Source organism: Curtobacterium sp. NPDC087080, assembly GCF_044745105.1.
Taxonomy (GTDB): Bacteria; Actinomycetota; Actinomycetes; order Actinomycetales; family Microbacteriaceae; genus Curtobacterium.
In genome coordinates this window covers 390791-417764 of record NZ_JBIUZP010000003.1, presented here as the reverse complement: position 1 = coordinate 417764, position 26974 = coordinate 390791, and the positions used below count along the sequence as shown (strand labels likewise).

At 72.5% G+C, this 26974-nt stretch carries 25 protein-coding genes; 9 read left to right on the top strand and 16 right to left on the bottom strand.

Annotation, left to right across the window (positions count from 1 at the left end):
• Positions 1-72 precede the first annotated feature (72 nt).
• The 6 genes from ACIPEQ_RS10290 to ACIPEQ_RS10265 all read right to left on the bottom strand — a co-directional run bounded on the left by ACIPEQ_RS10290 (position 73) and on the right by ACIPEQ_RS10265 (position 7371).
• A complete protein-coding gene (locus ACIPEQ_RS10290) occupies positions 73-1299 on the bottom strand; it encodes an ABC transporter permease (RefSeq protein ID WP_402715059.1) in 1227 nt (408 codons plus the stop codon).
• Entirely contained in the window at positions 1296-2261 is a 966-nt protein-coding gene (locus tag ACIPEQ_RS10285; protein WP_402715058.1) for an ABC transporter ATP-binding protein, read from the bottom strand. The genes ACIPEQ_RS10290 and ACIPEQ_RS10285 overlap by 4 nt, the downstream gene beginning before the upstream one ends.
• 224 nt (positions 2262-2485) lie before the next feature.
• Positions 2486-4147, bottom strand: coding sequence for a glycoside hydrolase family 13 protein (locus tag ACIPEQ_RS10280; RefSeq protein WP_402715256.1), 1662 nt, complete (start codon positions 4145-4147; stop codon positions 2486-2488).
• A gap of 59 nt (positions 4148-4206) precedes the next feature.
• Positions 4207-5112 (bottom strand): carbohydrate ABC transporter permease, encoded by a 906-nt coding sequence (locus ACIPEQ_RS10275; RefSeq protein ID WP_174234680.1) that lies wholly within the window; start codon positions 5110-5112, stop codon positions 4207-4209.
• On the bottom strand, positions 5112-6062 hold the full coding sequence (locus ACIPEQ_RS10270) for a carbohydrate ABC transporter permease (protein WP_402715057.1): 951 nt from the start codon (positions 6060-6062) through the stop codon (positions 5112-5114). The genes ACIPEQ_RS10275 and ACIPEQ_RS10270 overlap by 1 nt, the downstream gene beginning before the upstream one ends.
• 10 nt (positions 6063-6072) lie before the next feature.
• Positions 6073-7371 carry an ABC transporter substrate-binding protein gene (locus tag ACIPEQ_RS10265; protein WP_402715056.1) on the bottom strand — a complete coding sequence of 433 codons (1299 nt, stop codon included), beginning with the start codon at positions 7369-7371 and terminating at the stop codon, positions 6073-6075.
• Positions 7372-7505: 134 nt separating this feature from the next.
• Here ACIPEQ_RS10265 and ACIPEQ_RS10260 point away from each other — a divergent pair, with 134 nt between their 5' ends.
• Together ACIPEQ_RS10260 and ACIPEQ_RS10255 are read left to right on the top strand one after the other, a co-directional pair.
• The gene (locus tag ACIPEQ_RS10260; RefSeq protein ID WP_402715055.1) at positions 7506-8705 is read left to right on the top strand and encodes an ROK family protein; all 1200 of its coding nucleotides are present in this window, start codon (positions 7506-7508) and stop codon (positions 8703-8705) included.
• Positions 8706-8744: 39 nt separating this feature from the next.
• Positions 8745-9179, top strand: coding sequence for a hypothetical protein (locus ACIPEQ_RS10255; protein ID WP_402715054.1), 435 nt, complete (start codon positions 8745-8747; stop codon positions 9177-9179).
• Positions 9180-9203: 24 nt separating this feature from the next.
• On the opposite strand, the gene ACIPEQ_RS10250 is transcribed toward ACIPEQ_RS10255, so the two are convergent.
• Complete coding sequence (locus ACIPEQ_RS10250) at positions 9204-10214, bottom strand: threonine aldolase family protein (protein ID WP_402715053.1); 1011 nt, start codon at positions 10212-10214, stop codon at positions 9204-9206.
• Positions 10215-10273: 59 nt separating this feature from the next.
• On the opposite strand from ACIPEQ_RS10250, the gene ACIPEQ_RS10245 reads away from it, so the two are divergent.
• Together ACIPEQ_RS10245 and ACIPEQ_RS10240 are read left to right on the top strand one after the other, a co-directional pair.
• Positions 10274-11194, top strand: coding sequence for a metallophosphoesterase (locus tag ACIPEQ_RS10245; protein WP_402715052.1), 921 nt, complete (start codon positions 10274-10276; stop codon positions 11192-11194).
• Between the two features lie 188 nt (positions 11195-11382).
• Positions 11383-12444: an NADP-dependent oxidoreductase gene (locus ACIPEQ_RS10240; protein WP_402715051.1), complete on the top strand. Its 1062-nt coding sequence runs from the start codon at positions 11383-11385 to the stop codon at positions 12442-12444.
• A 78-nt stretch (positions 12445-12522) separates the two neighbouring features.
• On the opposite strand, the gene ACIPEQ_RS10235 is transcribed toward ACIPEQ_RS10240, so the two are convergent.
• From ACIPEQ_RS10235 to ACIPEQ_RS10205, 7 genes are all read right to left on the bottom strand, one after another.
• Positions 12523-13365 carry an ABC transporter permease gene (locus ACIPEQ_RS10235; protein ID WP_402715050.1) on the bottom strand — a complete coding sequence of 281 codons (843 nt, stop codon included), beginning with the start codon at positions 13363-13365 and terminating at the stop codon, positions 12523-12525.
• Entirely contained in the window at positions 13352-14362 is a 1011-nt protein-coding gene (locus ACIPEQ_RS10230) for an ABC transporter ATP-binding protein (RefSeq protein WP_402715049.1), read from the bottom strand. Before ACIPEQ_RS10230 ends, ACIPEQ_RS10235 begins: the two co-directional genes overlap by 14 nt.
• On the bottom strand, positions 14359-15429 hold the full coding sequence (locus ACIPEQ_RS10225; RefSeq protein WP_402715048.1) for an outer membrane lipoprotein carrier protein LolA: 1071 nt from the start codon (positions 15427-15429) through the stop codon (positions 14359-14361). Before ACIPEQ_RS10225 ends, ACIPEQ_RS10230 begins: the two co-directional genes overlap by 4 nt.
• A gap of 107 nt (positions 15430-15536) precedes the next feature.
• A complete protein-coding gene (locus tag ACIPEQ_RS10220; protein ID WP_402715047.1) occupies positions 15537-16031 on the bottom strand; it encodes a ribose-5-phosphate isomerase in 495 nt (164 codons plus the stop codon).
• Entirely contained in the window at positions 16028-17770 is a 1743-nt protein-coding gene (locus ACIPEQ_RS10215) for a dihydroxyacetone kinase family protein (RefSeq protein ID WP_402715046.1), read from the bottom strand. Before ACIPEQ_RS10215 ends, ACIPEQ_RS10220 begins: the two co-directional genes overlap by 4 nt.
• Positions 17771-17835: 65 nt before the next feature.
• The gene (locus tag ACIPEQ_RS10210) at positions 17836-19164 is read right to left on the bottom strand and encodes an MFS transporter (RefSeq protein ID WP_402715045.1); all 1329 of its coding nucleotides are present in this window, start codon (positions 19162-19164) and stop codon (positions 17836-17838) included.
• Positions 19165-19182: 18 nt separating this feature from the next.
• A complete protein-coding gene (locus ACIPEQ_RS10205) occupies positions 19183-20358 on the bottom strand; it encodes a zinc-binding dehydrogenase (protein WP_402715044.1) in 1176 nt (391 codons plus the stop codon).
• Positions 20359-20500: 142 nt separating this feature from the next.
• Here ACIPEQ_RS10205 and ACIPEQ_RS10200 point away from each other — a divergent pair, with 142 nt between their 5' ends.
• Both ACIPEQ_RS10200 and ACIPEQ_RS10195 read left to right on the top strand, forming a co-directional pair.
• Positions 20501-21352 carry a GolD/DthD family dehydrogenase gene (locus tag ACIPEQ_RS10200; RefSeq protein WP_402715043.1) on the top strand — a complete coding sequence of 284 codons (852 nt, stop codon included), beginning with the start codon at positions 20501-20503 and terminating at the stop codon, positions 21350-21352.
• 53 nt (positions 21353-21405) lie between these two features.
• Complete coding sequence (locus ACIPEQ_RS10195) at positions 21406-22371, top strand: sugar-binding transcriptional regulator (protein ID WP_402715042.1); 966 nt, start codon at positions 21406-21408, stop codon at positions 22369-22371.
• Positions 22372-22434: 63 nt separating this feature from the next.
• Here the strand turns inward: ACIPEQ_RS10195 and ACIPEQ_RS10190 are convergent, their stop codons facing one another.
• Complete coding sequence (locus ACIPEQ_RS10190) at positions 22435-22971, bottom strand: DinB family protein (protein ID WP_402715041.1); 537 nt, start codon at positions 22969-22971, stop codon at positions 22435-22437.
• Positions 22972-23160: 189 nt separating this feature from the next.
• Between ACIPEQ_RS10190 and ACIPEQ_RS10185 the strand changes: the two genes are divergently transcribed.
• Positions 23161-24660, top strand: coding sequence for an MFS transporter (locus ACIPEQ_RS10185; protein ID WP_402715040.1), 1500 nt, complete (start codon positions 23161-23163; stop codon positions 24658-24660).
• Positions 24661-24793: 133 nt separating this feature from the next.
• Here the strand turns inward: ACIPEQ_RS10185 and ACIPEQ_RS10180 are convergent, their stop codons facing one another.
• Positions 24794-25831 carry a GTP-binding protein gene (locus tag ACIPEQ_RS10180; RefSeq protein WP_402715039.1) on the bottom strand — a complete coding sequence of 346 codons (1038 nt, stop codon included), beginning with the start codon at positions 25829-25831 and terminating at the stop codon, positions 24794-24796.
• 58 nt (positions 25832-25889) lie between these two features.
• On the opposite strand from ACIPEQ_RS10180, the gene ykgO reads away from it, so the two are divergent.
• Together ykgO and ACIPEQ_RS10170 are read left to right on the top strand one after the other, a co-directional pair.
• Positions 25890-26012: a type B 50S ribosomal protein L36 gene (gene ykgO, locus ACIPEQ_RS10175; protein WP_058743312.1), complete on the top strand. Its 123-nt coding sequence runs from the start codon at positions 25890-25892 to the stop codon at positions 26010-26012.
• Positions 26013-26039: 27 nt separating this feature from the next.
• Positions 26040-26696: a histidine phosphatase family protein gene (locus ACIPEQ_RS10170; protein ID WP_402715038.1), complete on the top strand. Its 657-nt coding sequence runs from the start codon at positions 26040-26042 to the stop codon at positions 26694-26696.
• The last annotated feature ends 278 nt before the right edge of the window (positions 26697-26974 follow it).

Below are 26974 nucleotides of genomic sequence, written 5' to 3'. Positions count from 1 at the left end.
GAGCCCGCGGCGCTCGTCCGTGGCTGAGCCTGCTTCAGCGGGTCGCGCCTGCTTCAGCGGGTCGCGCCCGCTTCAGCGGGTCCGGGGCCGGCCCTTCCGCCACCCGGCGATCTGCTTCAGGCTGACCTTCGACCCGTACTGCGCGACCGAGTGGCGGAACAGGTACTCGGCGAACCAGAGCAGCAGTGCGGCGACGGCGAACACCTCGACGATGCAGACGACCGACTCGGCGACGGACAGCGACCCGACCGCGTTCCGGACCATCGCCGTGATCGGCGTGAAGGTCGGGAACCACGTGAAGAACGCCGCCACCGGTGACGAGGGCGTCGTCATCACGAAGAACGCCGCGTAGAGGGGGATGATCAGGGCGAAGATCGCGGCGGACTGCAGCGTCGAGGCGTCCTTGATCGAGGGCACGGCGGCTCCAACGGCGACGAAGAGGCCACAGGCGAGCAGCACCCCGCCGACGAGCAGCAGGGCCCCGACGACCATCCGCCACGGGTCCACCGTCAGACCGCCGAGCCGCGAGGCGACCAGGGGCAGTGCAGCCAGTGCCACCGCGAGCCCCGGCAGGACGACGACCCCGACCTGCACGAGCCCGACGAGCAGCATGGCGAGGACCTTGCCCCGGATCAGGTCACCGGCCGTCACCGTGGTCAGGATCATCTCGGAGATGCGGTTCTCCTTCTCCTCGACCACCACCGTCACCATCCGGGTCGCGAGCAGGATCACGATCCCGAAGAACGCGAGCGGGAACAGCAGGGGCGGCACGATCGACAACCAGCCCGGCGCCACCCGGCCGTCCGCGTACGTGGTCAGGTCGGTGGACGGCGGTGCTCGGAGGAGCGCGACGGCTTCGTCGTCGCCCACCGAGTCCGCGACGCTCCGCTCGAGCACGCGTTCGGCGAGCGTCGAGTAGCCGCCGTTCTCGAACAGTCCGCGGTCGGCGGCGTCCAGCCGGACCGACTGCGACGAGGGCTTCTCGGGGTACTCGACGAACAGTTCGAGCGTCCCCGCCCGGACTGCCGCCCGGTCGGCTGCCGGGTCGTCGGAGGGCGAGCCGCCCCACTCCGCGGCGATCCTGGCCGACACCAGACCGGAGTGGTCGACGTACCGGAACGGTGTCTTCGCCGCCGACGTGCTCGCCGAGATCGAGTCGGAGCCGGCCGCCTGTCCGATGCCGACGAGCACCGAGACCAGGACGACCACGATCGGCAGCGCGAGCGTGCCGATCCAGAACGTGGGCTTCTTGATCGCGCGCACGAACTCGAAGCGGACGACCGTCCCGAGCCGGCTCACGCGGCTGCCCCGCGCGCGGTGCCCGTGGTCGTCGTCGGGCCGTCCGCGGACCGGTCCTCACCGGCGTCGTGGCCGTAGACCTGGACGAAGATCTCGTCGAGCGGGATCCGTCGCATCTCGAACCCGGTGACGTGCACCCCGGCCGCGACGAGCGAGGCGAGGACGTCCGACCCGTCGACCGCCGCGTCCGCCGTGGGCACGAGGTGCGCGACGTGCCCCTCGTGCCGGGCCAGCTCGTACAGCGGGGAGCGGGGGACCGAGCCGGTGAGCTGCACCCGGGCGACGGCACCACCGAAGGCGTCCTGCACGTCGGGGATGCTGCCGTACGCGGCCGCCCGACCGTCCTTGAGCAGCAGGATCCGGTCGCAGAGCCGCTCGACCTCGTCCATGTGGTGCGTCACGAGGACCACGGTCGCGCCGTCCGCCTTCCGTTCGTCCACCAGGTCGAGCAGCAGCCGACGGTTGACCGGGTCGAGGCCCTTCGTCGGTTCGTCGAGGATGAGCAGGCGCGGGCGGTCCATGATCGTGATCCCGAGCTGCACCTTCTGCTGCTGCCCGCCGGACAGCTTGTCGACGCGGAGCTTCGCGCGGTCCGCGAGCCCGACGCGCGCCAGGTACTCGGTGCTCCAGGCGGCGGCCTCCGAGCGGCGCAACCCCCGCAGCGTGCCGAAGTAGGTCATGACGTCGAGCACGGATTCCTTGCGGTAGAGCCCGCGTTCCTCGGGCAGGTAGCCGATCCCTCCGGTCGCCGGACGGTAGGGCGACCCGTCGATGTGCAGCGTGCCGGAGGTCGGCGTCGTGATGCCGAGGAGCGCCCGGATCGTGGTCGTCTTGCCGGAGCCGTTGCTGCCGAGCAGCCCGAACGTCTCGCCGGGGGCGACGTCGAACGACAGCCCGTCGACGACGTCCCGGTCACCGAAGCGCATGACGAAGTCCCGCACGCTGATGGCCGCACCGCTCATGGTGCCGACCCTACCGACCGCCACCGCGAGTTCAGCGCGCCCGTTCCTTCCCATAACGCCTGCGATGGAAAGCGAGAACGGGCGTACCTGGTCGAACGGTTCGACCAGGTACGCCCGTTTCGGCCAGGTACGCCCGATTCCGCCAGGCACGCGGGGTGAACCCCTGACGGACTGGAGGCGCGGTGCCTGCCCGCACCGCGCCTCCAGACCGCCATCGGGCTGCGTCAGGAACGCAACCAGGCGGTCCCCACGCCCGACAGTGCGCCGTCTGCCACCGGCGCGGAGGCGAGCAGCAGCTCGCCGGCGGGGAGTGCGTAGGGCTCGTCGCCGAACACCGTGACGCTCGTCCACCCGTTCGGCCGGCGGAACGCGAGCACGTCGTCGCGGCCGGTCTCCAGCCACTCGAGGTGCTCCTCGGACTGCAGCTGGCCGCGCAGACCCAGGGCCTTCCGGTACAGGTTCAGCGTCGAGTCGGGGTCGGCGTCCTCCGCCTCGACCGACGACTCGGCGAACCACGCCGGCTGCGGCAGGTGGGAGCCGCCCTCGCCGAAGCCGAACGACGACCCCTGTCGCGTCCACGGGATCGGGACGCGGCAGCCGTCACGGCCGACGTCGATGCCCGGGTTCCGGAAGAACGCCGGGTCCTGGCGGTCGGCGTCCGGGATGTCGCCCACCTCGTGCAGCCCGAGCTCCTCGCCCTGGTACAGGTAGGCCGAGCCGGGCAGTGCGAGCTCGAGGAGCGTCGCCGCCTGGGCGCGTCGGAGGCCGAGCGAACGGTCGAGCGCCGCCTGGTCGCCTCCGGCGAGCAGCCACGCCGACCCCTGCTTCTGCTCGTCGCCGTCGCGGGCGGGGAGTGCGTAGCGGGTGGCGTGCCGGACGACGTCGTGGTTCGAGAACACCCACGTGGTCGACGAACCGGACTGCTCGGCGAGGCCGAGGTTGAACTCGATGATCGTGCGGAACTGCTGGGCGTCGAAGTCGGCCTCGAGCAGGTCGAAGTTGAACGCCTGCCCGAGCCCCTCGGCACTCGCGTACCGGGCGCGGCGGTCCGCGGCGACCCACGCCTCGGCGACCGCGGTGCGGGCCGGGGTGTACTCGTCGAAGACCTTCCGCCACTCGGCGTAGATCTCGTGCACGTCGTCGCGGTCCCAGAGGATGTGCGACCCGTCCTTCGGCGCCGCCAGGACCTCGGCCCAGGTGGGCAGCTCGCCCGCGGGCAGGTCCTTCGCCAGGCCGTGCGCGACGTCGATGCGGAAGCCGTCGACCCCGCGGTCCGACCAGAAGCGCAGCGTGTGCAGGAAGTCGTCGCGCACCTCGCGGTTCGCCCAGTTCAGGTCGGGCTGCTCCTTCGCGAAGTTGTGCAGGTACCACTGGCCGTCGCCCACTGCGGTCCACGCCGGGCCGCCGAAGATCGACACCCAGTCGGCCGGCGCCTCGGACCCGTCGGGACCGGTGCCGTCACGGAAGACGTAGCGGTCGCGAGCCGGGCTGCCCTTCGGCGACGCCAGGGCCTCGCGGAACCACTCGTGCCGGTCGCTCGTGTGGTTCGGCACGATGTCGACGATCACGCGGATGCCGGCGCCGTGCAGGGCCTCGACCATGTCGTCGAAGTCGGCGAGGGTGCCCAGGCGCGGGTCGACGTCGCGGTAGTCGTCGACGTCGTAGCCGCCGTCGGCCAGCGCGGACGGGTAGAACGGGCTGAGCCAGACGGCCTCGATGCCGAGCGAGGCGAGGTACGGCACGCGCGAGGTCACACCGCGCAGGTCACCGATCCCGTCGCCGTCCGCATCGGCGAACGAGCGCGGGTAGACCTGGTAGACGCTCGCCTGGCGCCACCAGGTCTCGGCGTCGGTGGATGCTGCGGGCTGGACGAGCGTGTCGGTCACGTCGGGCCTTTCGTTGGTCGTGCGGGTGGTGGTGGTGGTCGTGTCGTCGGTCGCGGTCGTCACTTGATCGCGCCCTGGGTCACACCGGCCATCACCCATCGCTGGGTGACCAGGTAGACGAGGATCGCCGGTGCCATGGCCATCAGGTACGAGGCGAACGACACGTTGTAGTTGTTGCTGAACTGCGTCTGGAACATCTGCTGCAGCACCGGCAGGGTCTGCAGTGCCGGGTCGGAGGTGATCAGCGACGGCATCACGAAGTCGTTCCAGGACGCGAGGAACGCGAAGATGCCGACGGTGGCGCTCATCGGTGCGAGGAGCGGGAACACCAGTCGCCAGAACACCTGCCCCGTGCTCGCACCGTCGATGCGTGCACTCTCCTCCAGCTCCGCCGGGATCGAGCGCAGGAACGCGGTGAAGAGCAGCACGCTGAACGACAGCTGGAACATGACGTGCAGGATCGCGACGCCGAACGGGTTGTCCAGTCCGGCGAGACCGGTGAGCTTCACCTGCGACAGCGCGAGCACCGGGAACGGCAGGAACATCGCGGCGAGCAGGTAGAAGAACGACCAGCGGAAGAACCGGCGCTCCCAGTTCCGGGCGATGGCGTACGCGGTGAACGACGCGAGCAGGATCGTCCCGACGACGGTGATCGCCGCGATGAGCACGGAGACGCCGAACGCCCGCGGGAAGTCCGTCAGCTCCCAGGCCTGCACGAAGCCGTCGACGCTGAACGGCGCGGGCAGCGAGAACGCGTTGCCGTCCACGGCCTGCGACGTCGTCTTGAACGCCATCGTCACGGTGACGTACAGCGGGACGAGGACCGACAGCGTGCACAGCGCGAGGACGATCGTGACCGGCCAGTTGAAGCGCTCGCCGCGACGTCCGGCGGTGCGGTCGGCGTCGACGGACCGGATGCTGCCGGTGGCCGTCGTGCCCGGGCGGAGGGGTGCTTGCATGGTCATCAGAGCGCAGCCTTCCCGCGGGTCGCCCGCAGCTGGATCACGGCGATGACCACGGCGATCACGAAGAAGATCGTCGCGTTCGCCATCTGGTACGCGTAGTCGCCGCCGCTGAAGCCCTTGAAGATCGACATCGCGACCGACGTGGTCGAGGTGCCCGGGCCGCCGTCGGTCAGGCCGACGATGATGTCGTACGAGTTCAGGAAGTTCTTGAACCCGATCACCAGGTTGATGAGGATGTAGCCCGCCGTCAGCGGTGCCGTGATCGAGACGAGCTGCCGCCACGCGCTGGCGCCGTCGAGCGACGCCGCCTCGTAGACCTCGCCGGGGATCGACAGGACGCCGGCGATGTAGATGAGGAGCGTCGACGGGATCGCCTGCCACGCGGTGACGACGACGATCGCGACCCAAGCCAGGTCGGAGTTCGCCAGGATGCTCTGCTCGAGCGGGGCGAAGCCGAGCGCCGACGCGAGCGCCGGCAGGCTGTTCGCGAAGAGGAACGAGAACACGTAGGCGATGACGATGCCGGAGATCACCATCGGCAGCACGAAGACCGCGCGCAGGGCGATCTTGCCGCGGATCTTCGACGTCAGCGCGATCGCGAGCAGGAACGCGACCGCGTTCACCAGGAGCACGGTGACGAGGGAGAAGCCGATGGTGAACAGGTACGCCTGCAGGATCGCGGGGTCGGAGAACACCGCGACGTAGTTCGTCAGGCCGGTGAACCGGAACTCGCCGAAGCCGACGGAGTTCGTGAAGCTCAGCACGATGCCCATCACCGCGGGGAGCGTGATGGCGAGCGTGAAGAGCACGAGCGTGGGGACGAGGAACACGAGGAAGAGCGGGTCGACGCGCTTCCCGCGTCCGCGGCTGCCGGCCTGGAGGCGCGGTGCGGCTCCGCCCCGTCGGCGGCGGTCCGCCGTCGTGGTCGATTCGGTGGTCGTGGTGGCCAAGGTCGTCTCCTTACGCGGCCGACCGGAGCGCGAGCCGCGCCCAGTCGCCGTCGAGGGTGCGGAGTTGCGGTTCGGGCGCACCGCCGAAGGCGATGGACTGCAGGTAGTTCGCCACCGGGATCTCGGCGGGGATGAGCTGCGAGGCGCCGAGGTAGAACGCGGCGCGGTCGTACGAGTCCTGCATGCCGCTGAGCGCGGGGTTCGCCACCGGCGGGGAGTCCTTGCGGACGCCGAAGCCGTTGTTGTCGGCGTTGTACTGGTCGCTGATCGCCGGGCTCATCAGGAAGGACAGGAACTCGCGGGCGGCCTCCTGCTTCCGGGATGCCTCCGGGATCCACAGCCCGAGGTCGACGTTGACGCGCACCTTGTTGTCGGCGGGGTCGTCGGTCGCGGGGAACGGGAACGTGCCGAGGTCCATGTCGGGGTTCGTCTTCGCGATCTCGCCGAGCGCCCACGGGCCCTGCAGGTACATCGCGGCCTTCCCCTGTGCGAACGCCAGGTTGCCGTCGCCGTAGCCCCGACTGGCCGCACCCTCCTGGTGCCACTGCAGCAGGTCCACCATGCGTCCGACCGGAGCGGCGAAGTCCTTCTCGAACGACACCTTCGACCCCTTGCCGACCGAGGTGCCCTCGCTGTCGAGTGCCGCGAAGGTCGCCGGCACGTCGAGCATGCCGCCGACCGAGTAGTCGAACATGCCCTGGGCGATGGTCCAGTTGTCCTTGTAGGTGCCGAACATCGGGGTGATCCCGGCCGCGACGAGTCGCTTGCACACGTCGGTGAACGCGCTCCAGGTCGTCGGCACCTCGAGGCCCTGCTGGGCGAACAGCTGCTTGTCGTAGATGACGGACGCGGCGGTGACCGAGTACGGCAGGACGCTCGTCCGACCCGGGTAGTCCGCGGTCTGCTGCATCAGCGGCCACAGGTCGGGGTTGACCGTGTCCTTCTCGGGCAGGTCGGACAGGTCGGTCAGGGCACCGTGCTCGACGAACGACACCATCGCGTAGTTGTAGTTCAGGCACCCGAGGTCCGGCGGTCGGTTCCGGACGAAGTTCGCGGACATGTTCGACGTCGAGTCGCGGACCACGCGGATCTTCGACTGGCTGTCGTGGAACTTCGCGATGACGTCGTCGAAGTACCCGATGACCTCGGGCTTCGACACGTAGAAGGTGATGGTCTCGGGCCGGCTGCTCGATCCTCCGAGCGGGGCACACCCGGCGAGTGCCAGGCCCGCGCCGATGCCGCCCGCACCGAGCAGGAACCCACGGCGGGTGACCCCGGCCGCGCTCCTGGTGGTGGCGTGTGCTTGCACGTCGTCTCCGTCCGTCCGGACCCGGCGTCCCTGCCGTTCCGGCTCGCGTGCCGGCGTCGGTGTCGGCTCGCGAGAGTAAATATACGCAGAAAATCTAATCGCGCAAGCAAGTCTTCGGGCGGTAGGGTCGGCGCATGCCGCAACGCCGTGTGACCCCCCGCGCCACCAGCGCCGAGACGGTCCTGGCGTTCGCCCTCGACCCGGTGTCCGGGGCCTTCACGGCGACCGAGGCGATCGAGGCGACGGGGCTGACCCGGTCGACCGTGCTCGCCGCGTGTGCGGAACTCGTCCGGCTCGGCTGGCTCCGCGACCTCGACGACGCCCGCGCGGCGGGGGAGTACCGGAAGGGCCGACCCGCGCGACGCTACGAGCTCGACGCCGACGCCGGCGTCGTCGTCGGTGTCGACGCGGGACAGCACCGCGTCACGGCGCTCGTCGCGGACCTCCGCGGCACGGTGCTCGCCCGGACCGAGGGCGCGCTCGGGGAATCGGGACTCGACGTGCCCGTCCGACTCCGGGTGACGACCGAGACGATCACGGAAGCGCTCGCCGTGGCCGACGTCGACCCGGCCCGCGTGCTCGTGACGGTCGTGGGCATCCCGGCCCCCGTGGACTCGCTCGGCGCGTCGCCCCGCGACGGCGGGTTCTGGGACAGCATGAACCCGGGCTTCGCCGACGTGGTCCCCCACGGTGTCGTGGTCGTGGAGAACGACGCGAACGCTGCGGCGCTGGCCGAGCGACCCTCCTCCGGTGACGCGTCCTTCGCCGCGCTGCTCTCCGGTGAGCGCTTCGGTGCCGGCCTGGTCGTCGACGGCGTGCTGCTCCGCGGTGCCCGGGGCGGTGCGGGCGAGCTCCGGGTGCTCGACCTGGTCGAGGGGGTGTCCTCGTCGAACGGCATCGGTCGGACCGCCCGCGAGCTCGTCCGCGAGGCCCGCGCCGAGGGGCTCGTCGAGCCGGCGTCCCTGCTCGGCGGGGACGAGGAGCCCGGGGCCGAGGCGGTGTTCGCCGCCGCAGCGCTGCTCGACCCCGTCGCGCTCGAGGTCGTCGACCGGCTGGGGGACCGGCTCGCCCGGGTCTGCGTCCTGCTCGCGAGCCTGCTCGACATCGACCGCGTGGTCGTCGCCGGGGCGATCGCCGATGCAGCAGCGCCGGTGATCGAGCGTGCACGCGAGCGCCTGGCGACCGGGGAGTACGACCCGACGCCCGAGGTCGTGGCCTCCCGCCTCGGCGGCGACGTCGTCGTGCTCGGTGCCGTCGCGCGTGCGCTCGACCTCGTGCACGCCGACCCGCTGACGTTCCCGCTGCCGGCGGAGACCTCCGCCCTGGCGACCTGACCGCTGACGCCGCGGCGTGTTCCGCGCCAGACTGGGCACGTGACGAACCGACCCGTCCTCGTCCCCGCGGTCCTCGGCGTGCTCGCGGCGGTGCTCACCGGATGCGTCGCCGTCGGCCCGCAGGAGGGCGTCCTCACGCTGACGGGCAGCGACGCGGTCCCGCTCCCGGCGTGCGACCACGCAGCGCCCGTGCCGGTCGCCGCGCTCGCGTCCGACGACCTGCCGGCGTGCGAGCCCGTCGGTCAGGTGCTCGTCTTCCCCGACGGCGGTCAGCTGCAGTTGCCGGAGGAGTCGATCGGCGCCGGTTCGCAGGCGGGTTCGTCGGACGTCCGGTACTCGTACAGCGGTGTCGGGCGGTTCGGCGTCGTCGCAGCGCAGGCCGGTCCGGGTTGCGTCGACGTGCGAGAGTGGGGCACTCCGGAGGCGCTGCGCCGGGTCCACGACGCGTTCGGCTCGCGCTGGATGTGCGACTGAGCGGCTCGAGGACGCGGAACGTCCTCAGCGGGGGAGTGACGCCAGGACCTCGGCGGCACGAGCGGTCTGCTCGCCGCTGACGTCGAGGTGCGTCACGAGCCGGACGCTCCTCGGGCCGAGCTGCATCACCCGGACGCCCTGGTCTGCGGCCGCGGCCACGAACGCTGCGGGATCGGGCACCTGGGCGAAGACGATGTTCGTGTCAACCGTCGCCGGGTCGACGTCGAGCGCCGCCGCGAGCACCCGCGCGTTCGCGTGGTCCTCGGCGAGCCGGTCGACGTGGTGCCGGAGCGCGTACCGACCGGCGGCGGCCAGGAACCCGGTCTGCCGCATGCCCCCGCCGTAGCGCTTCCGCCAGATCCGGGCCGCGTCGACGTGCTCCCGGAAGCCGACGAGCACCGAGCCGACCGGCGCCCCGAGGCCCTTCGACAGGCAGATCGACACGGTGTCGAAGCCGGCGGCGAGCTCGCGGAGCGGGACCCCGGACGCGACGTGCGCGTTCCACAGCCGGGCGCCGTCGAGGTGCACCGCGATGCCGTGCTCCCGCGCGAAGGCCTGCACGGCGCGGACCTCGTCGACGGGCTGGACCGTGCCGCCACCGAAGTTGTGCGTGTTCTCGATCGCGATCGCCGTCGTCGACACGCTGTACGCGCCGGCGTTCGGCTCCGCCACCTCGGCGACCGCCGCCGCGACGAGTCGCCCGCGCTCCGAGGGCCACGTGCGCGTCGTGATGCCGGAGAACACCGCCGCGGCCCCGAGCTCGGCGCGGACGACGTGCGCCCGGACGTCCGCCAGGAGCTCCTCGCCCGGTGCGACGTGCAGCCGCAGGCCGAGCTGGTTCGCCATCGAGCCGGTCGGGGTGAACAGCCCCGCTTCGTGCCCGAGCAGGTCCGCGACCTCGCGCTCGAGGGCGTTCGTCTCCGGGTCCTCGCCGAAGACGTCGTCACCGACCTCGGCCTCGGCCATCGCCCGGCGCATCGCGGGCGTGGGGCGGGTCACGGTGTCGGAGCGCAGGTCGATCGGAGCGTCGGTCACCAGGCAACGCTAACCCGCCGTCCAGACCCCGGATCACCACCGCGGCTACCGTGAGCCGCATGCAGCCGCCAGCAGCCGGGAGCCTCCGGATCCTCCACCTGTCCGACACCCACGTGACCGGCGACGGCGCCCTGCACCAGGGGTCCGTCGACACGACGGCGGCCCTCGACGCGGTGCTCGCACACGTCGACGGCGTCCCCGGTGTCGGCCTGGTCGTGGTCTCGGGGGACGTCTCCGAGGACGGCAGCCCCGAGTCGTACCGCACCGCCCGCGAGCGCATCGGCGCGTGGGCCGAGCGTCACGGGGCAGCGCTCGTGCTGGTGCCCGGCAACCACGACCTCCGCGAGGGCTTCCGCCAGGTCCTCGCGAACGGCCACGTCCTGGGCGAGGGTGGCACCCCGCTCGCGCACACGATGGAGTACTCGCCGCCGTCCGTGCCGGTCTCCGGTCAGTCCGTCGTCGCGGGCTTCCGCGTGGTGACGGTCGACACGAGCGTCCCCGGAGCGGGCTACGGCGCGCTGGGCGACACCGCGCTCGAGCGACTCCGCACGGCGCTGGCCGGCGAGCCCGTGCCGCACGGCACGGTCGTCGTGCTCCACCACCCGCCGGTCCCCTCGCCGACGCTCCTGCACGAGGCCCTCCGCCTGCAGGACCCCGAGGACCTCGCGGAGGTCCTCGACGGCTCCGACGTCCGGGTCGTCCTCGGCGGCCACCAGCACCACCACGCCGTCGGCTCGCTCGCCGGCGTCCCGGTGCTCGTCGCGCCCGGCGTCGCCAACGACACGGACGTCGTCGGCCCGTACGACGAGGAGTCCGCCCACGTCGCCCACGGCGCACTGATCGTCGACGTCGGTGCCGACGGCTCCGTCTGGTCGACGCCGGTGCGCGTCCCGGACCCGGACCGCGACGCGCTCGCCTTCGCGCTCGACGCCGGGACCGTCACGCGGATCGCGGAGCAGGCGGGACCCGCCGCGCGCTGACCGCGCGCCCTCAGGGACGCACGGCTGCGCACCGGCCGCACCGGGCGCGGTGGACGTACCGACGGCGGACGGGAGGCACGCTGCCGGCCCGCCCCGCGCCTCCCGTCCGCAGACCGGTACCCCTCGCTCACGGACACCGTCCCGTCGGCGCGAGTACACCGGAGCCATGACCACGGAAGGAGTCAGCCATGCGCATCGGTAGTGCCGTGCAGTACGACCGGTACGGCGGGTTCGACGTCGTCGACCTCGTCCCGCAGGAACGTCCCGAACCCGGACCCGGCGAGATCGTCGTCGAGGTCGTCGCCGCAGGTCTCAACCACGTCGAGCGGTTCCTCCGCGAGGGGAAGCTGCGCGACCACATCGACCTCGAGTTCCCGGCGCACCAGGGCGTCGACTTCGCGGGCATCGTCCGCGCTCGTGGCACCGAGGTCCGCGACCTCAAGGTCGGCGACGAGGTCATGGGACACGCCCCCGAGGGCGGCGCCCACGCGACCTGGGTCCGCGTGCCCCGCGGAGCCGTCGTGAAGAAGCCCGAGCACGTCGGGTGGGAGGTCGCGGGTGGGCTGTACCTGGCCGGCGCGACCGCTGCGACGATCGTTCGGAACCTGCGCCTCGGTCCCGAGGACACCGTGGTGATCTCGGCCGCAGCGGGCGGGGTCGGACACATCGAGTGCCAGCTGGCGCACGACGCCGGCGCCACCGTGATCGCCCTCGGGAGTCCGCGGAACCACGACTACCTGCGGCAGATCGGTACCCTGCCCGTCGCCTACGGTGACGGCGAGGAGGACCGCATCCGCGAGATGGCGGGCGGTCGGCCGATCACGGCGTTCATCGACAACCACGGCGGTGGCGGTGCGGCGGACCTGGCCTCGCGACTCGGCGTGCCCGCCGAGCGGCTGGTGACCTCCGAGCACCGGCGGGACGTGGAGATCCGGTTCCTGCGGGCCCCGGCCGACGACGAGGAGGCCCGCGACCTGCTGACCCTGCTGGCGAAGGCGGTGCAGGACCGCCGCGTGCAGGTGCTCATCTCGGGCTTCTACCCGTTCGAGTACATCGTCGACGCGTACGAGGACCTGGCCGAGATGCGCTCCCGCGGCAAGGTCGTGATCGGCATGCAGACCGTCGAGACCGGCGCTCGGCTCGACTGGTACCGCTCCGAGAAGGCCCGCGACCTGCGTGACCGGTACGCCGACGAGCGCGGGGCGGACACGGAGACGATGGCCGGCGGATCGGCGAGCCCGACGGCCTGAGCCGACCCCGGCACGATCGGGCCCGGTCTCCTGCGGGAGGCCGGGCCCGATCCGTGTCCGGCGGCCGTCGGCCGTCCGTCAGCTCAGCACGTCCTTCGTCGCGAAGCGGCCGTACGCCAGCGCACCGAACACCGCGACGTAGCCGAGCTGCAGCAGCGCGTTCGACCCGAACGAGTCGAAGGAGATCGGGTCGCGGAGGAGGTCCCCGAACCCGAGCCAGAGGTGCGAGAACAGGAACGGGTGCAGCCAGTCGAGCTGCGGGAGCTGGTCGAGCACCTGCGAGACCCCGGCGAGCACGACCGTCGCTGCCATCGCTCCGACCGGCACCGTCGTCAGCGTCGAGGCGAACAGCCCGATCGCGGCCAGTCCGAGCATCGAGAGCGTGACGTACAGCGCCAGGAGCACCGCTCGGCTGGCGTAGGACCAGCCGCCGACCTGCGTCCCCGACAACAGGGTGACCGGTCCGATCGGGAAGAGCAGCGCGCCGACCGCCGCCCCGACGAGCACCACGAGGAGCGTCGCCGCCAGGCAGAAGGCCACCGCGCCCGCGTACTTGACGAGGACGAACCGCAGCCGCCCGGTCGGCGCGACCAGCAGGTAGCGGATCGTGCCCTGGGACGCCTCGCCCGCCACGGTGTCGCCGGACACGACACCGACGGTGAGCGGCAGGAACAGCGGGATCGAGACGGTGAGCGCGGTGAAGGCGACGAACAGCCCGTTGTTCGTGATGTCGCCGAGGAAGGCCGGGCCGCCCGAGCTGCGGTCGGTCGTCAGGCGGACGGCGATCGCGATGAGCACCGGCACCAGGGCGAGCGCACCGAGCATCGCCCAGGTCCGTCGACGGCGGAACACCAGGGCGAGTTCGGACCCGAGCAGCGCGAACGGCCGCCTCGGGCGGCGCACGGAGTCAGGCTGCGACATCGAAGCCCTCCCCGGTGAGCGCGACGAACAGGTCCTCGAGCGTGCCACCCCCGACGGCGATGCCCCGCACGCGGACGTCGGCGCGGACGAGCGCCGCGGTGACGGCCTCGGGCTCGACGTCGGCGGGCAGGTCGGCGACCACGGCGTCCGGACCGGCGTCCCGGCGGGGGACGAGCCCGATCCGGACGAGGACCGCGGAGGCCTCACCGACGTCCGGTGTCCGCACGGTGACGGTCCGCCCGCCGGTGGACCGGAGCTCGTCGAGGGATCCCTGCGCCACGAGACGTCCGCTCCGCATCACCGCGGCGTGCGTGCAGACCTGCTCGATCTCCGCGAGCAGGTGGCTCGACACGAACACCGTCGTGCCGTCGTCGGCGAGGGATCGGATGAGGTTCCGGACCTCGCGCGTGCCCTGCGGGTCGAGGCCGTTCGTCGGCTCGTCGAGCACCAGCAGGTCGCGCGGTGCGAGCAGGGCGTTCGCCAGCCCCAGGCGCTGCTTCATGCCGAGCGAGTACGCGTGCGCCTTCTTTTCCGCGGCGTGGGTGAGCCCCACGCGCTCGAGGGCGGCGGCGACGCGGTCCCGACGGGTGCGCGGGTCCGAGCTGGGGTCGGCGGCGTCGAACCGCTGCAGGTTGGCCCGGCCGGACAGGTACGGGTACGCGGCCGGACCCTCGACGAGCGCACCGACGCGGGGGAGGGCCTCCTGCAGGGCACCGGGCACCGGTCGGCCGAGCACCTCGATCGTGCCGCTCGTGGCGGACGACAGTCCGAGCAGCATGCGGATCGTGGTGGTCTTGCCGGAGCCGTTCGGCCCGAGGAAGCCGAAGACCGATCCGCGAGGAACGGCGAGGTCGATCCCGTCGACCGCACGCTGCTTCCGGAACACCTTGACGAGCGCCTCGGTCCGGACCGCGTACTGCGGCGCCGCGTCGCCCGGCTGCCGTGCTGGGTCACCGGACGGCCGTGCTGCGCCGTCCGGCTGCGGTGCTGCCGTCACTTCGCGGCGGCGACCAGCGCGGACACCGGCACGGCACCGGCGAGCACCCGACCGTCGTCCGTCAGGTAGACCGACACGAGCGACGTCTGCAGCGCCCGACCGCCGTCGACCGGCTTCGTCAGCTGGTCGAGGAGCGCCGTGGCGTCCGTGTCCCGGGTCGTCCGAGCGGGGTCGCCGGCGGGCAGCTCGACCACGGTGTCCCAGCCGGATCCGGTCACGGTCGGCTCGACACCGCCCCGCTCGCCACCGTGTGCCCGACCGCCCTGCCCGGACTGCTGGGCGTCGGAGAGGTCCTTCGTCGTGACCTCGGCGCCGGCCGGCGGCGTGAAGTCGAACAGTCGTGCGTCGGGTGCGCCGTAGTCGAGGCTCGTGAACCCGACCTGGAACGCTGGGTCCTGCTGCCCGGCCGCCGTCACCGTGACCCGCAGCGGCAGGCCGGTCTGCTGGTCGACCGCGAGCCGCACGGTGCCGACCAGGGTGTCGTCGGACCTGGGCGTCAGCGTGACCTGCCACGCCTCGTGTCCGGCGACCCGGACAGTCGTCGGGGCGGACACCCGGGTGCTCGGGGTGATCGCCGCGACCGCGCGCTCGGCCGCCTGCGCCGGCGTGGTCGCGCCGGCCGTGGGGGCGTCGGAGTCGGCGGGGAGCGTCAGGTGCACGGCCTTCCGCGCCTTCGAGTCCCACGTCCACACGTCGGACCCGTTCCGCACGACGTCCTGTTCCGCCAGCTGCTGCGTGAGCTGGAAGCGCTGCTCGTCCTCGCCGCCGACGTACAGCCGCGCGGTGTGCGACGCGGTGAGCAGTCCGAGGACGTCGGACGCGTCGCCTTCGAGCGAGGACCCACCGCTGCCGGAGGGGAGTTCGGGCAACCCGAGGTCGCTCGTCTGCGCGAGCGTGCCGGAGTACTGCGCGGTGCGCGACGCCGCGATGCTCGCGAGCACGTCGGCCGCGGTCGGGTCCGAGCCGGCGACCGGTTCGGCGGCGGCGTTCGCGATGACGGGCGCGGCGATCGCTCCGGCGACGACGACCGGGGCGATCGCGGCGGGCAGCCAAGCTGACTTCTTCATCGGGTCCCCTTCGGTGGTGCGGTGGGTGCACGAGCGGCGTCACCGTGGAGCGTCGGGTGCGCGAGCACCGTACGTCGCGCACCCGACAGCGCGCTGGGGATCAGCGGTCAGTGGCCGGTCGCCGCCGCCGTGTCGGCCCCCACCGGCTCCGAGCCGTCGTAGCCGCAGATCGCCGCGACCTTCTCGGCAGAGGCGCTGGACGGGTCGAACGTGTACCCGAGCCACTCCGTCGCCAGACGACGTGCGAGCTCGAGTCCGATCACGCGCTGCCCCATGCAGAGCACCTGGGCGTCGTTCGACAGCACGGAGCGCTCGACGCTGAACGAGTCGTGCGCGGTGACCGCCCGGACGCCCGGCACCTTGTTCGCGCTGATCGCGACACCGAGTCCGGTCCCGCAGACCAGGATCGCCCGGTCCGCCTCGCCGTCGGCGACCATCCGCGCGGCGTCGACCGCGACGTGCGGGTACGCCGTGTGCCCGTCCGCGTCCACGCCCACGTCGACCACGCTCACCACGCGGTCGTCCGCCTCGAGGTCACGCTTGATGACCTCCTTGTAGTCGAAGCCCGCGTCGTCCGAGCCCACCACCAACCGGAACGTCATGCGTTCACTCCTTCGCGTCGTCGTGCACGGTCGGCGAGCACCTCGCCGATCCGCGTGAGGACCATCCCCATCGAGGTCGCGCCCGCGTCGGGCGTCCCCACGCTCTTCTCGGCCAGGGGCCGGGCTCGCCCGACCTTCGGTCGGAGGTCCGCGGTGGCCGCCGCCTGCTCGACCGCGACCCCGGCCGCCACCTGCCACGCCTCCGACAGGTCGGCGCCGTCGTCGACCCGGGACCGCAGCGCGTCGACGAACGGCAGCAGGGCGTCGAGCAGCGTCTTGTCGCCGCGAGACGCACCGCCCAGGTGCACGATCGAGTCCGCGAACGCCTGCGCCGCCGTGACGACCTCGGCCGCGCCGACCTCTTCGGCGTCGTCGCCGAGCGCGCGACCGAAGGCCTCGAGCGCCGCACCCCACAGCACACCGGACGTGCCACCGGCCGACGCGGCCCACGCCTCACCGGCACGGCCGAGGACGAAGGCGACCCCGGCCTCCCGGTCGGTCTGCTCGACCGCGCGACGGGCCGCACCGATCCCCTTCACCATGCCGCGACCGTGGTCGCCGTCCCCGGCGACCGCGTCGATGCGGCCGAGCGTCTCCTCCTGCTCGCGGAGCAGGACGTCCATCGCCGCGACGGCGACACGTGCGGTGTCGGCGGCCCGCCGGGAGGCGCCGGTCGCCTCCGGCACGACCGTCGCCTCTGCCGCGGCCTCGGCGACCGCGGTGGCCGGCACGAGCGCGGCGACCGGCGCGGCGACCTTGCGGTACGCCGGCGTGTAGGCGTCCGCGCGCCAGTACCGTTCGAGCTCGTCGTCGAGGAACTGCAGCGTCAGCGAGCACCCGCCCATGTCGAGGCTGGTGACGAGCTCCCCGACCTCGGGGTCGACGACCTCGAGGCCCGCCTCCTGCAGGAGCGGCAGCACGCGACCCCACAGCAGGAAGAGCTCCTCGTACTTGGTGTCGCCCAGTCCGTTGAGGATCGGTGCGACCCGCGGCCCGGCCCCGTCGGGGCGTTCGGCCAGCAGCCGGTCGACGAGCAGTGCGGCGAGCTCCCGGGCGGGCAGTACCGGGACGTCCCGGATGCCCGGTTCGCCGTGGATGCCGAGGCCGAGCCCGAGGTGGCGGTCCGGGACGGAGAAGAGCGGTTCGGTGGCACCGGGCATGGTGCAGCCGGAGAACGCGACGCCGATCGTGCGGGTGGCGGCGTTCGCGGCGGTGCCGACCCGCTCGACCTCGTCCAGGTCCGAACCGGCGGTGGCAGCGGCACCCATCGCCTTGAAGACCGAGAAGTCCCCGGCGATGCCCCGACGCGCGGCGACCTCGTCCGCGCTGGCCACGTCGTCGGTGACCACGACGATGCGGGTGTCGATGCCCTCGGCGCGGAGTCGTTCGGCGGCGAGCCCGAAGTTCATCGTGTCGCCCGCGTAGTTGCCGAAGGACAGCACGACGCCGCGGCCCTGGTCGGCGGCCTTGGCGACCGAGTACACCTGCGCCGCCGAGGGTGACGTGAACACGTTGCCGACGACGGCACCGGTGGCGAAGCCGGGGCCGACGACACCGCAGAACGCGGGGTAGTGACCGGACCCGCCGCCGACGACGACGGCGACCTGCGGATCGGCGCCCTCGGTCGGGAGGGCGACGACCCCGCCGTGTACGCCGCGGACCCGGTCGGCGTACAGGGCCAGCCAGCCGGCGAGCTGGTCCTCGGCGAAGTCCTCGGGGTCGTCGTGGATCGTGGTCATGGGAGTGCGTTCCTGTCGTGCGGTGGACCGGGGTCCGGGGTGGGTTGAGGGAGAGGCGACGTGTCTCAGCGGGTGCCGCGGTGCGGGCGCCCCTGGGGCACGTCGAGGAAGTGGATCATCACGAACGCGCAGGCGTAGAGGCCGACGAAGGTCCACGTGACCGCCTGGCCGCCGCCGCCGAGCGCGAAGACCGCCGCGACGACACCGGTGCCGAGGAAGGCCGCGCCACCGGCGGCGGTCGTGTACATCGCCATCGCGGCGCCCTTGTGTTCCGGGGCGAGCGCCGGCATGATCGCGCCCATCGGGACGAAGCCCGCGAGCAGGCAGCCGAAGACGCAGCCGGCGACGACCGAGAGCACGTAGCCCCAGTCGGACCCGGCGGGCACGAGCTGCGGGACGTACCACCAGGCGACGAGCCCGGTCGCGGAGCCGACGATGCCGAACCACTTCACGGTGCGCTGCCAGCCGATGCGGTCGCCGACCCAGCCGAACAGGGCGTTGACCAGGATGTTCGTCGCGTACACGCAGACCGTCATGAGCAGCCACCGGCTCTGGCCCCAGCCGCGGTCGTTCGCGATGATCGCGGGGAGCACGACGAACATGCCGAACTCGGGTGCGGTGTTGATCAGGCGGACGAGGAAGCCCATCAGGACCTTCGGTCGCGTCGCGGTGAGCCGGATGCCGCTGGTCAGGACCCGCCAGGCGCTCTCGCCGGCCGGCGCGATCCGCGAGAAGCCGTTGGGCAGGCGGACGCCGAACAGCATGATCAGGAACCCGGCGACCACCAGGCCGATCGACGCGATCATCGCCCCCGTCTCGCCCACCGCGCCGCCGCCGAACACGGGGATCGCCCCGATGGCGAAGAGCGACCCGAGGGTCGGGAGACCGCCCGTGAACGCGACGTAGAACCAGCCGACCGCCGCACCGTTGCGCTCGACCGGCGTGGTGATGTTCACCCACACCAGGAAGGCGAACGCGAAGAGCGGGTAGCCGAAACCGCGCAGCGCGTAGGCGACGGCGGCGAAGGGAACGCTCTCGACGTTCAGCGCCAGCAGGAACAGCACCTCGAAGACCACCCAGACGGCGAACCCGAGGATCATCACCCGGCGCGGCCCGACCAGGTCGGAGAGGGCGCCGGAGACGTAGCTGCCGATGAGCGCGGCGAGGCTGTAGGACGTGACGATCGTGGCGACGGTGGCCTCGGGGCTGCCGAGGACCGCGACCATGTGCGGCGTGATGAAGTTCGACTCGACACCGTTGCCGGTCATGAAGACCAGCACGGCGACGAAGCCGAGGGCGAGCGGACGGGGGATGCCCATCCGGTCGAGCCGACCCTCGGAGCGGGTGGCGGTGGTCGTGGGCGCAGTGGTGGTGCGCGCGGTCGTCGTCGACATCGCGGGACTCCTCGGCGCTCAGGCCCGCGCGGCGGACGTGGTCGGGACGGACGTGGTGGGCGCCGACAGCGACGGGACGATCGACACCTTGACGGACGCGCCCGCCGAGTCGCCGACCAGGTCGAGCGCCTGCTGGAAGTCCTCGAGCGGGAACTGGTGCGTGCAGATGTCGTCCATCGGCAGCGTGCCCGACTCGAGCAGCTTGATCGCGGCCGGCCAGGTGTGCGGCCCGAGGTGGGCACCGCGGACGTCGAGCTCCTTGTCGTCGGAGATGATCGACCAGTCGACCGAGACGGCGTCCTTGAACACCGAGTACTCGACGAAGGTGCCGAGCTTGCGGAGCAGGTTCAGCCCCTGGGGCACGGCGGAGGGGTGGCCGGTCGCCTCGATGTAGACGTCGGCGCCGTAGCCGTCGGTGAGCTCCTTCACCCGAGCGACGGCGTCCTCGTGCGCGATGTTGATCGTGAGGTCGGCACCGACCCTGCGGGCGAGCGCGAGCTTGTCGTCGACGACGTCGAGCGCGATGATCCGCAGCGGGTTCTTCTGGCGGGCACCGGCGATGGCGGACAGGCCGATCGGGCCGGCGCCGGCGATCACCACGGTGTCGCCGAACCGGATGTCGCCGCGCTCGACGGCGTGGAAGGCGCAGGACAGCGGCTCGGCGAACGCGGCGACCTGGCCGGGCAGCGAGCGGTCGACCGGGTGCGTCAGGGCCTTCGACGGCACGAGGACGTACTCGGCCATGGCGCCGTCGAAGCCCTTGAACCCGAACATGTCGTGGACGTTGCACATCCAGTAGGCACCCTCGAGGCAGTACCGGCACTCCCAGCAGGGCACGATCTGCTCGCAGGCGATCCGGTCGCCGAGGGACATCCCGCGCTTCGCGAGCGCGACGTCGTCACCCGCGACGATCGTCCCGACGAACTCGTGACCGGGGATGCGGTCCCGCTCGGCCCACGCGGGGCGGTTCTCGTCGCCCCAGAACTTCGCGGCGCCGTGGTAGCACTTCAGGTCGCTCGCGCAGATGCCGACGGCGTCCGTGCGGAGCAGGAGCTCGCCCGGTCCGGGCTGGGGGACCGGGCGTTCCTCGAGTCGGTAGTCGCCCGGTCCGTGGACCACGACGGCGCGCATCGTGGTCGGGATCTCGCGGTGCGCGTCGCCCTGCGCCGGGGTCTCGGTCGTCGTCGTCGACATGTGCTGGTCCTCCGTTGGTCAGCCGGGCGGTGTGCCCGTTCCGATGGTTCGGCGACGACTGTACACGGTCGGGAACAGATGTCCAGAACACAATTTCTGGTACCGTTCCCTCTCGACCACCGCGCATCGCAAGGGAGCGACCATGACCACAGCCGACACGGACCGCACCGCCGACACCGACCGCACCGCCGACACCGACCTCGCCGCCGCGCTCCGACCGGGCCCCGGCGCCGTCGACCTGACCAACGACCTGACCGGCCGGACCGCCGTCGTCACGGGCGGCGCGTCCGGCATCGGCAACGCGATCGCGCACGCCTTCGCCGCGCGCGGTGCCCGGGTCGCGATCGTCGACGTGCTGGCGGACCCCGCAGCCGAGGCCGCCGCCGAGCTGCCCGCCGTCACCGCCGGCGCGCACCTCGGGCTCGCGTGCGACGTCACCGACGACGACTCCGTCGCCGCTGCGGTCCAGCAGGTCGTCGACGCCGCGGGCTCGATCGAGGTGCTCGTCAACTGCGCCGGCATCGTCGCGCTCGACGCCGCCGAGGACCTCGACGCCGGGGCCTGGGCGCGCACGCTCGACGTCAACCTGACCGGGACGTTCCGGCTGGCGCAGGCCGTCGGGCGGCACATGCTCGCCGCGGGCAGCGGCCGGATCGTGAACATCGCGTCGCAGGCCGCCCACGTCGGCCTCGACCGGCACGCGGCCTACTGCGCGTCGAAGGCCGGCGTCCTCGGGCTGACCCGGGTGCTCGCGCTCGAGTGGGGCGGACGCGGGGTCACGGTCAACACGGTCTCGCCGACCGTCGTGCTCACCGACCTCGGTCGGGCGGCCTGGGCGAACGAGGCGGGCCTCCGGCACCAGGACGAGATCCCGACCGGCCGCTTCGCGACCCCCGCCGAGATCGCCGCCGCGGTGCTGTTCCTGGCGAGCGACGGTGCCGCGATGGTGAACGGCGCGGACCTCCGCGTGGACGGCGGGTTCACGATCCGGTGACCCTCGGTCGGACTACGATCCGAGTGTCCGACCGATCCGAAGGGTCCCGCAGCATGTCCTCCGAGAGCACCACCGGCGCCGAGGGGTCGCGGGCCCGCTTCCCGCTCGACACCGTCTACCAGGCGGCGCGGATGTACTACCTCGAGGACGCCACGCAGGTCGAGATCGCCTCGCGCCTCGGGGTCTCCCGACCCACGGTGAGCCGCCTCGTCGCGGAGGCCCGTCGTGCCGGCCTCGTCCGCATCGACGTCGTGGACCCCTTCCAGGACGAGACCGTCGCGCTCGCCGAACGGCTGCAGGTCGTGCTCGGCCTCGGCGCCGTGCACCTGGCCGCCGTGACGCACCAGGCAACGCTCGGCGCCGACCTGGCCGCCCCCATCGCGACCGCGGTCGAGGGGATGGGACTCACCCCTGGTGACGCGGTCCTGGTGTCCTCGGGGCGGACGGTCTACGACGTCGCGCAGACGGGGATGCCGCCGCTCGCGGGCGTGCAGCTCGTCCCCACCGTCGGTGGCCAGGCGGACCCGATGCCGTGGTTCCAGACGAACGAGATCACCCGCACCGCAGCGGAGCACTCCGGTGCGATCCCGGCGTTCCTGTTCGCACAGGCCCTGCCGTCGGCCGCCATGCGGGCGTCGCTCGACGAGGACCCCGCCTTCCAGCACGTCGTCGGGCTCTGGGGGCGCGCGAAGGGGGCGATCCTCGGTGTCGGTGCGCCGACCGCGACGCGCGACGCACTCGCGCGGGGGATCCCGGTCGAGGACGCCGTCTTCGACCAGGCCGCCGGTGACGTCTGCCTGAACTTCTTCGCCGCCGACGGGTCGCCGATCGAGTTCCCCGGCAGCGAGCGCATGGTCCGGACCTCGCGTGAGGTCCTCGCGGTCGTCCCGCACGCGGTCGGCGTCGCCGTCGGGGCGGCGAAGGTACCGAGCATCATCGGCGCCGTCCGCGCGGGCATGATCAACGAGCTCGTGACGGACGCCGCGACCGCGCGCGCCCTGCTCGACGCGCTCGCCTGAGCCGCGACGCGACCACGGACGGACGGGAGGCGCGGTGCGGGCCGGCACCGTGCCTCCCGTCCGTCACTCCGTGCGGTCGGCGGTCCGGCGTACGTCCCACAGGTGGTGCACCGGGTCGTGCGCGTAGTAGGTCGCGAGGGTCGCGACCGTGAAGACGCTGCCGTCCGACCGGCGACCGGTCCGCCCGAGGGCGTCGTCGGGGACCGCTGCGAAGGCGGCCGCGGCGGCGCGCGCCGTGTCGGTGAGCTCGCGGGAGACGACCGCCGGGTCCTGCTCGTCGTAGCGGTCCTGGACGGCGGTGGCGTCCTGGTCCCAGTTCGGGAAGGCCGGGTCGTCCTCGGCGAGGACGAGCCGGAGGCGCTCCGTCATCTTCCGGTGGACGTCGCGGACGTGCGCGCCGTACTCGAGCGGCGACCACGTGCGGTCGTCGGGGCGCTGCCGCACGTCGTCGCGGGCGAGCTGCTCCGGCCAGGCGGCGGCGTTGTCGGTGAGCACCGCCGGGACGTCACGGAACGCCAGGGCCGCGCCGTCGAAGCCGCAGTCGGGGCAGGCGCTGCCGATCACCCAGGTCCAGTCCTTCGTGTCCGCTTCGATCGCCACGGGGCCGACGTTACCGCCTCGTGACCTCGCGGCACATCGGCACCGGCGAGCGGAAGCGCGGTGACCCCCGTCCGGGTGACACGCCGGTACCTGTGAATCCCCGACCAGTGACATGTCGGTCGGTCGGTACCGTAGCTGGCTGTTCCGGGCCGGTACCGATCGGCCCGCCCCACCACGAGGAGATCGCGTATGGGTCCCGACCCCAGCAGTACCACCACCCGACCGCCCCGACGTCTGCGGGTCAGCGACGTCACGGTGGTCGACAAGAGCATGATGCGCCGGGCCGTCAGCGGCATGGTCGTCGGCAACACGATGGAGTGGTACGACGTCGGGGTCTACGGCTACCTGGCGGTGACGATGGGCAAGGTGTTCCTGCCCACGGCCGAGCCGTCGGTGCAGATCCTCTTCAGCCTCGGGGTCTTCGCGGCCACCTACGTCGCACGGCCCCTCGGCGGGATCGTGTTCGGGCGGCTGGGAGACCGGCTGGGTCGGCAGAAGGTGCTCGCCACGACGCTGGTCCTGATGGCGTCGTCGACCTTCCTCATCGGGGTGCTCCCGGCGTGGTCGACCATCGGTGCGATCGCACCGGTCGTCCTCGTCGTGCTGAAGCTCGCACAGGGCTTCTCGACCGGTGGTGAGTACGCCGGCGCCACCACGTTCGTCACCGAGTACGCACCCGACCGCCGACGCGGCTTCTTCGCGAGCATCCTCGACTTCGGCAGCTACATGGGCTTCGCGCTCGGCGCCACCGTGGTGACCGTGCTGCAGGTGACGCTGGGCGACGAGACGATGACCGCCTGGGGCTGGCGCCTGCCGTTCCTGCTCGCCGGTGTGATCGGCGTCGTCGCGATCTGGTTCCGCCTGCGCATCGAGGAGTCGCCGGTCTTCCAGGCGACCCAGGCCGCGCAGGAGGCTGCTGCGTCGGACCGCGAGGCAGCCGAGGGCGGTCGCCCCGCCAACGTGCTCGTCATGGTGCGGGACCACTGGCGCCCGATCGTCATCGCGATCATGCTCGTCGGTGCCTCGAACACGGTCGGCTACGCGCTGACCTCGTACATGCCGACGTACCTCACCGACTCGCTCGGCTACTCCGCGATCGACGGCACGCTCCTCACCATCCCCGTCCTCGTGCTCCTCGCCGTGATGCTGCCCGTCGCCGGACGGCTGTCGGACCGCATCGGGCGTCGCACCGTGATGTGGATCGGCGCCGGCACCACGGTCGTGCTCGCCGTCCCCGCGTTCCTGCTCATCGGTCACGGTGCGCAGTGGTCGACCCTCGCCGGTCTCGGGCTGCTGGCGCTGATGACCGCGCTGTGGGTGTCGAACCAGGCGGCCTCGCTGCCCGCACTCTTCCCGACGTCGACCCGCTACGGCGGCATGGGCTTCGCGTACAACATCGCCATCGCGGTGTTCGGCGGGACGACACCGCTGATCGTGCAGGCACTCCTGACCGCCACCGGGGACCAGCTCGCGCCCGCGTACTTCCTCGTGGCGATGAGCATCGTCGGGGCGATCGGCGTGTTCTGCATGCGGGAGTCGTCGCAGCGGCCGCTCCCGGGGTCGATGCCCGCGGTGGAGTCGGAGGACGAGGCGCGCGAGCTCGTGCTCACGCAGGACACGAACCCGAACCTCGACCTGGGGGACCTGCCGTTCGCGGCGCAGGACCGGGCGGACGCCGTCCGGCGCTGAGGGCGACCGGCTCGCTCGGGTGACCGGCACACGGTCTGCGACGTCGCACGTGTCGATCGACGCGTGCGACGTCGCTGTCCGTCCGGGCGCGCGCCCGGTGTCGCTGTCCGTCCGGGCACGCGCCCGGCGTCGATCAGTCGTGTCGGTGCTCGTGCGAGGGGTCGAGCGCCGGCCACACCGGGAACGGGTCCGCCCACCGTCGCCAGACGTCCGGTCCGGCGAGCAGCTCGTCCGGCGTGAGCAGGGCGCCGTCGAGGGCCCGCTCGATCGCGTGCACGTCGAGGCGCTCGCCGACGAACCAGATCGCCTGACCGACGGGTGCGTCCTCGTCCCAGGACGGGTTCGCCGTGGGGTCGAGCGCGAGCATCGCCCCGAAGCTCGACCACGACCCGACGTGGTCCGGTCGGGACGCCAGGCGGAAGAAGCCCTTCGTGCGCAGCACACGGCCGTTCGCCCCCGCGGCGAGGTCGTGTGCGATGACGTCGGCGAGTCGGCCAGGGTGGAAGGGCAGCGGTTCGCGGTACCGCATCGACACCAGGTCGTCCCGCGGACCGCGGCCGGTGTCGGCCCGGTCCGCGTCGGTCGAGAGCGCGCGCATCCATCCGGCGCCGGACACCAGCAGCCGCGCCGCGCCGCCGTTCGACGCCGGGAGGTCGAGCGGGCTGCGCAGGGCGGGCGCCGCGACGATCACCGCGTGCGGTGCCATGCGGTGGAGCAGTGCCACGAGCGCACGACGCCGTCGACCGGACAGCGGCTCGATGCGGTCGAGTGCGATCACCGTGGCGTACTCGACGACGGAGACCACCCGCTCTGCCGCCACGAAGGCGTCGTCCACGTCCGACCAGAGCAGGTGGGCGACGTCGTCCGCACGGAGCACGGCGACGACGTGGCGCAGGACCCGGTCGTCCCCGGTCTCCGAGCGTGCGGCGTTCGCGAGCATCATGCCGACCGCGCGGACGTCGACCTCGGGCGCGAGCGTCACGACCAGGTCGTGGTCGGCGTCGGGCCCGCACACCCGGTCGAGCTGGTCGCGGCGCGCGGCGATGCCCCGGGCTGCGGCGAGGGCGTTGCCGGCGACGTGCATGCGGTGGCCGCTGCTGATCCGTGCGGCGGTGCGGACGGCGTCGGCATCGTGCAGGGCGGTGACGAGGGTGGTTGCTGCGGGGCGCATGTCGAGTACCCTACATGACAACCGTTCTCAACAAGGAGGCGGTGCAGGAAGGAGCCCCGTGAAGGTCCGCAACTCGCTCAAGGCGCTGAAGAAGATCCCCGGTTCGCAGATCGTGCGTCGCCGCGGACGCGTCTACGTCATCAACAAGCGCGATCCTCGCTGGAAGGCCCGCCAGGGGTAGGTCATCGGCCGTCCGTAGGGTGGGATCATGCGACTCCTGCTCATCCGGCACGGCCAGACCCCCGCGAACGTGGACGGCGTGCTCGACGCCGAGGTACCGGGCCCCGGGCTCACCGAGCTCGGGCAGCAGCAGGCGGACGCGCTGCCGGCGGCCCTGGCCGACCGGGGCATCGAGCGGCTCTTCGTGTCGTCGATGGTCCGGACGCAGGTCACCGCGGCGCCGCTCGCCGCCGCACTCGGGATCGACCCCGTCGTGCTCCCCGGACTGCGCGAGATCGAGGCCGGGGACCTGCAGGGCAAGCGCGACCGGACGTCGGTGCAGCTGTACATCTCGACCGTGCACGGCTGGTCGGCGGGCGACCGCGCGAGCCGGATGCCCGGTGGCGAGAGCGGCGACGACTTCTTCGCGCGCTACGACGACGCCGTGCGGGAGGTCCTCGCGTCGGGGGTCGAGGTCGCTGCCGCGTTCAGCCACGGCGCGGCGATCCGGACGTGGGCGAGTGCGGTCGCGCAGAACACCCCCGACGAGTTCGGCACGAAGCGGCACCTCGAGAACACCGGCATCGTCGAGGTCGAGGGGTCCTTCGACGACGGGTGGCGCCTGGTCGACTGGGAGGGCGAGCCCGTCGGGGGCGAGGACCTGATCGACCGGACGGCGCAGGACCCGACCGGCGACGCGTTCTGACCCGCTGAGCCGCGCCCGAGACGCCGGCGTCGACTCGAGACGCCCGCAGTCGAGCGAGACGCCGCCGGAATCGGCGGCGTCTCGTCGGGACGGCAGTGTCTCGTGATCCGAGCGGTGCGCGGGTCCGTGACCACTCGACGGACGGGAGGCGGGGGGGCCCCGGGGCCCCCGCCCCCCCCCCGGGGGGGGGGGGGGGGGCGGGGCGGGGCCGCGCCGCCCCCCCCCCGCGCGGGCGGGGGGGGGTGGCCCCCCGCGGGGGGGTTTTTGGGGGGGGTGAT

Bases quoted from the DNA above. Each gene is read 5' to 3' on its own strand.
- ACIPEQ_RS10285 (WP_402715058.1), bottom strand. From the start codon at position 2,261: ATGAGCGGTGCGGCCATCAGCGTGCGGGACTTCGTCATGCGCTTCGGT.
- ACIPEQ_RS10275 (WP_174234680.1), bottom strand. From the start codon at position 5,112: ATGACCATGCAAGCACCCCTCCGCCCGGGCACGACGGCCACCGGCAGC.
- ACIPEQ_RS10260 (WP_402715055.1), top strand. From the start codon at position 7,506: ATGCCGCAACGCCGTGTGACCCCCCGCGCCACCAGCGCCGAGACGGTC.
- ACIPEQ_RS10245 (WP_402715052.1), top strand. From the start codon at position 10,274: ATGCAGCCGCCAGCAGCCGGGAGCCTCCGGATCCTCCACCTGTCCGAC.
- ACIPEQ_RS10240 (WP_402715051.1), top strand. From the start codon at position 11,383: ATGCGCATCGGTAGTGCCGTGCAGTACGACCGGTACGGCGGGTTCGAC.
- ACIPEQ_RS10235 (WP_402715050.1), bottom strand. From the start codon at position 13,365: ATGTCGCAGCCTGACTCCGTGCGCCGCCCGAGGCGGCCGTTCGCGCTG.
- ACIPEQ_RS10225 (WP_402715048.1), bottom strand. From the start codon at position 15,429: ATGAAGAAGTCAGCTTGGCTGCCCGCCGCGATCGCCCCGGTCGTCGTC.
- ACIPEQ_RS10220 (WP_402715047.1), bottom strand. From the start codon at position 16,031: ATGACGTTCCGGTTGGTGGTGGGCTCGGACGACGCGGGCTTCGACTAC.
- ACIPEQ_RS10215 (WP_402715046.1), bottom strand. From the start codon at position 17,770: ATGACCACGATCCACGACGACCCCGAGGACTTCGCCGAGGACCAGCTC.
- ACIPEQ_RS10210 (WP_402715045.1), bottom strand. From the start codon at position 19,164: ATGTCGACGACGACCGCGCGCACCACCACTGCGCCCACGACCACCGCC.
- ACIPEQ_RS10205 (WP_402715044.1), bottom strand. From the start codon at position 20,358: ATGTCGACGACGACGACCGAGACCCCGGCGCAGGGCGACGCGCACCGC.
- ACIPEQ_RS10200 (WP_402715043.1), top strand. From the start codon at position 20,501: ATGACCACAGCCGACACGGACCGCACCGCCGACACCGACCGCACCGCC.
- ACIPEQ_RS10195 (WP_402715042.1), top strand. From the start codon at position 21,406: ATGTCCTCCGAGAGCACCACCGGCGCCGAGGGGTCGCGGGCCCGCTTC.
- ACIPEQ_RS10185 (WP_402715040.1), top strand. From the start codon at position 23,161: ATGGGTCCCGACCCCAGCAGTACCACCACCCGACCGCCCCGACGTCTG.
- ACIPEQ_RS10180 (WP_402715039.1), bottom strand. From the start codon at position 25,831: ATGCGCCCCGCAGCAACCACCCTCGTCACCGCCCTGCACGATGCCGAC.
- ACIPEQ_RS10170 (WP_402715038.1), top strand. From the start codon at position 26,040: ATGCGACTCCTGCTCATCCGGCACGGCCAGACCCCCGCGAACGTGGAC.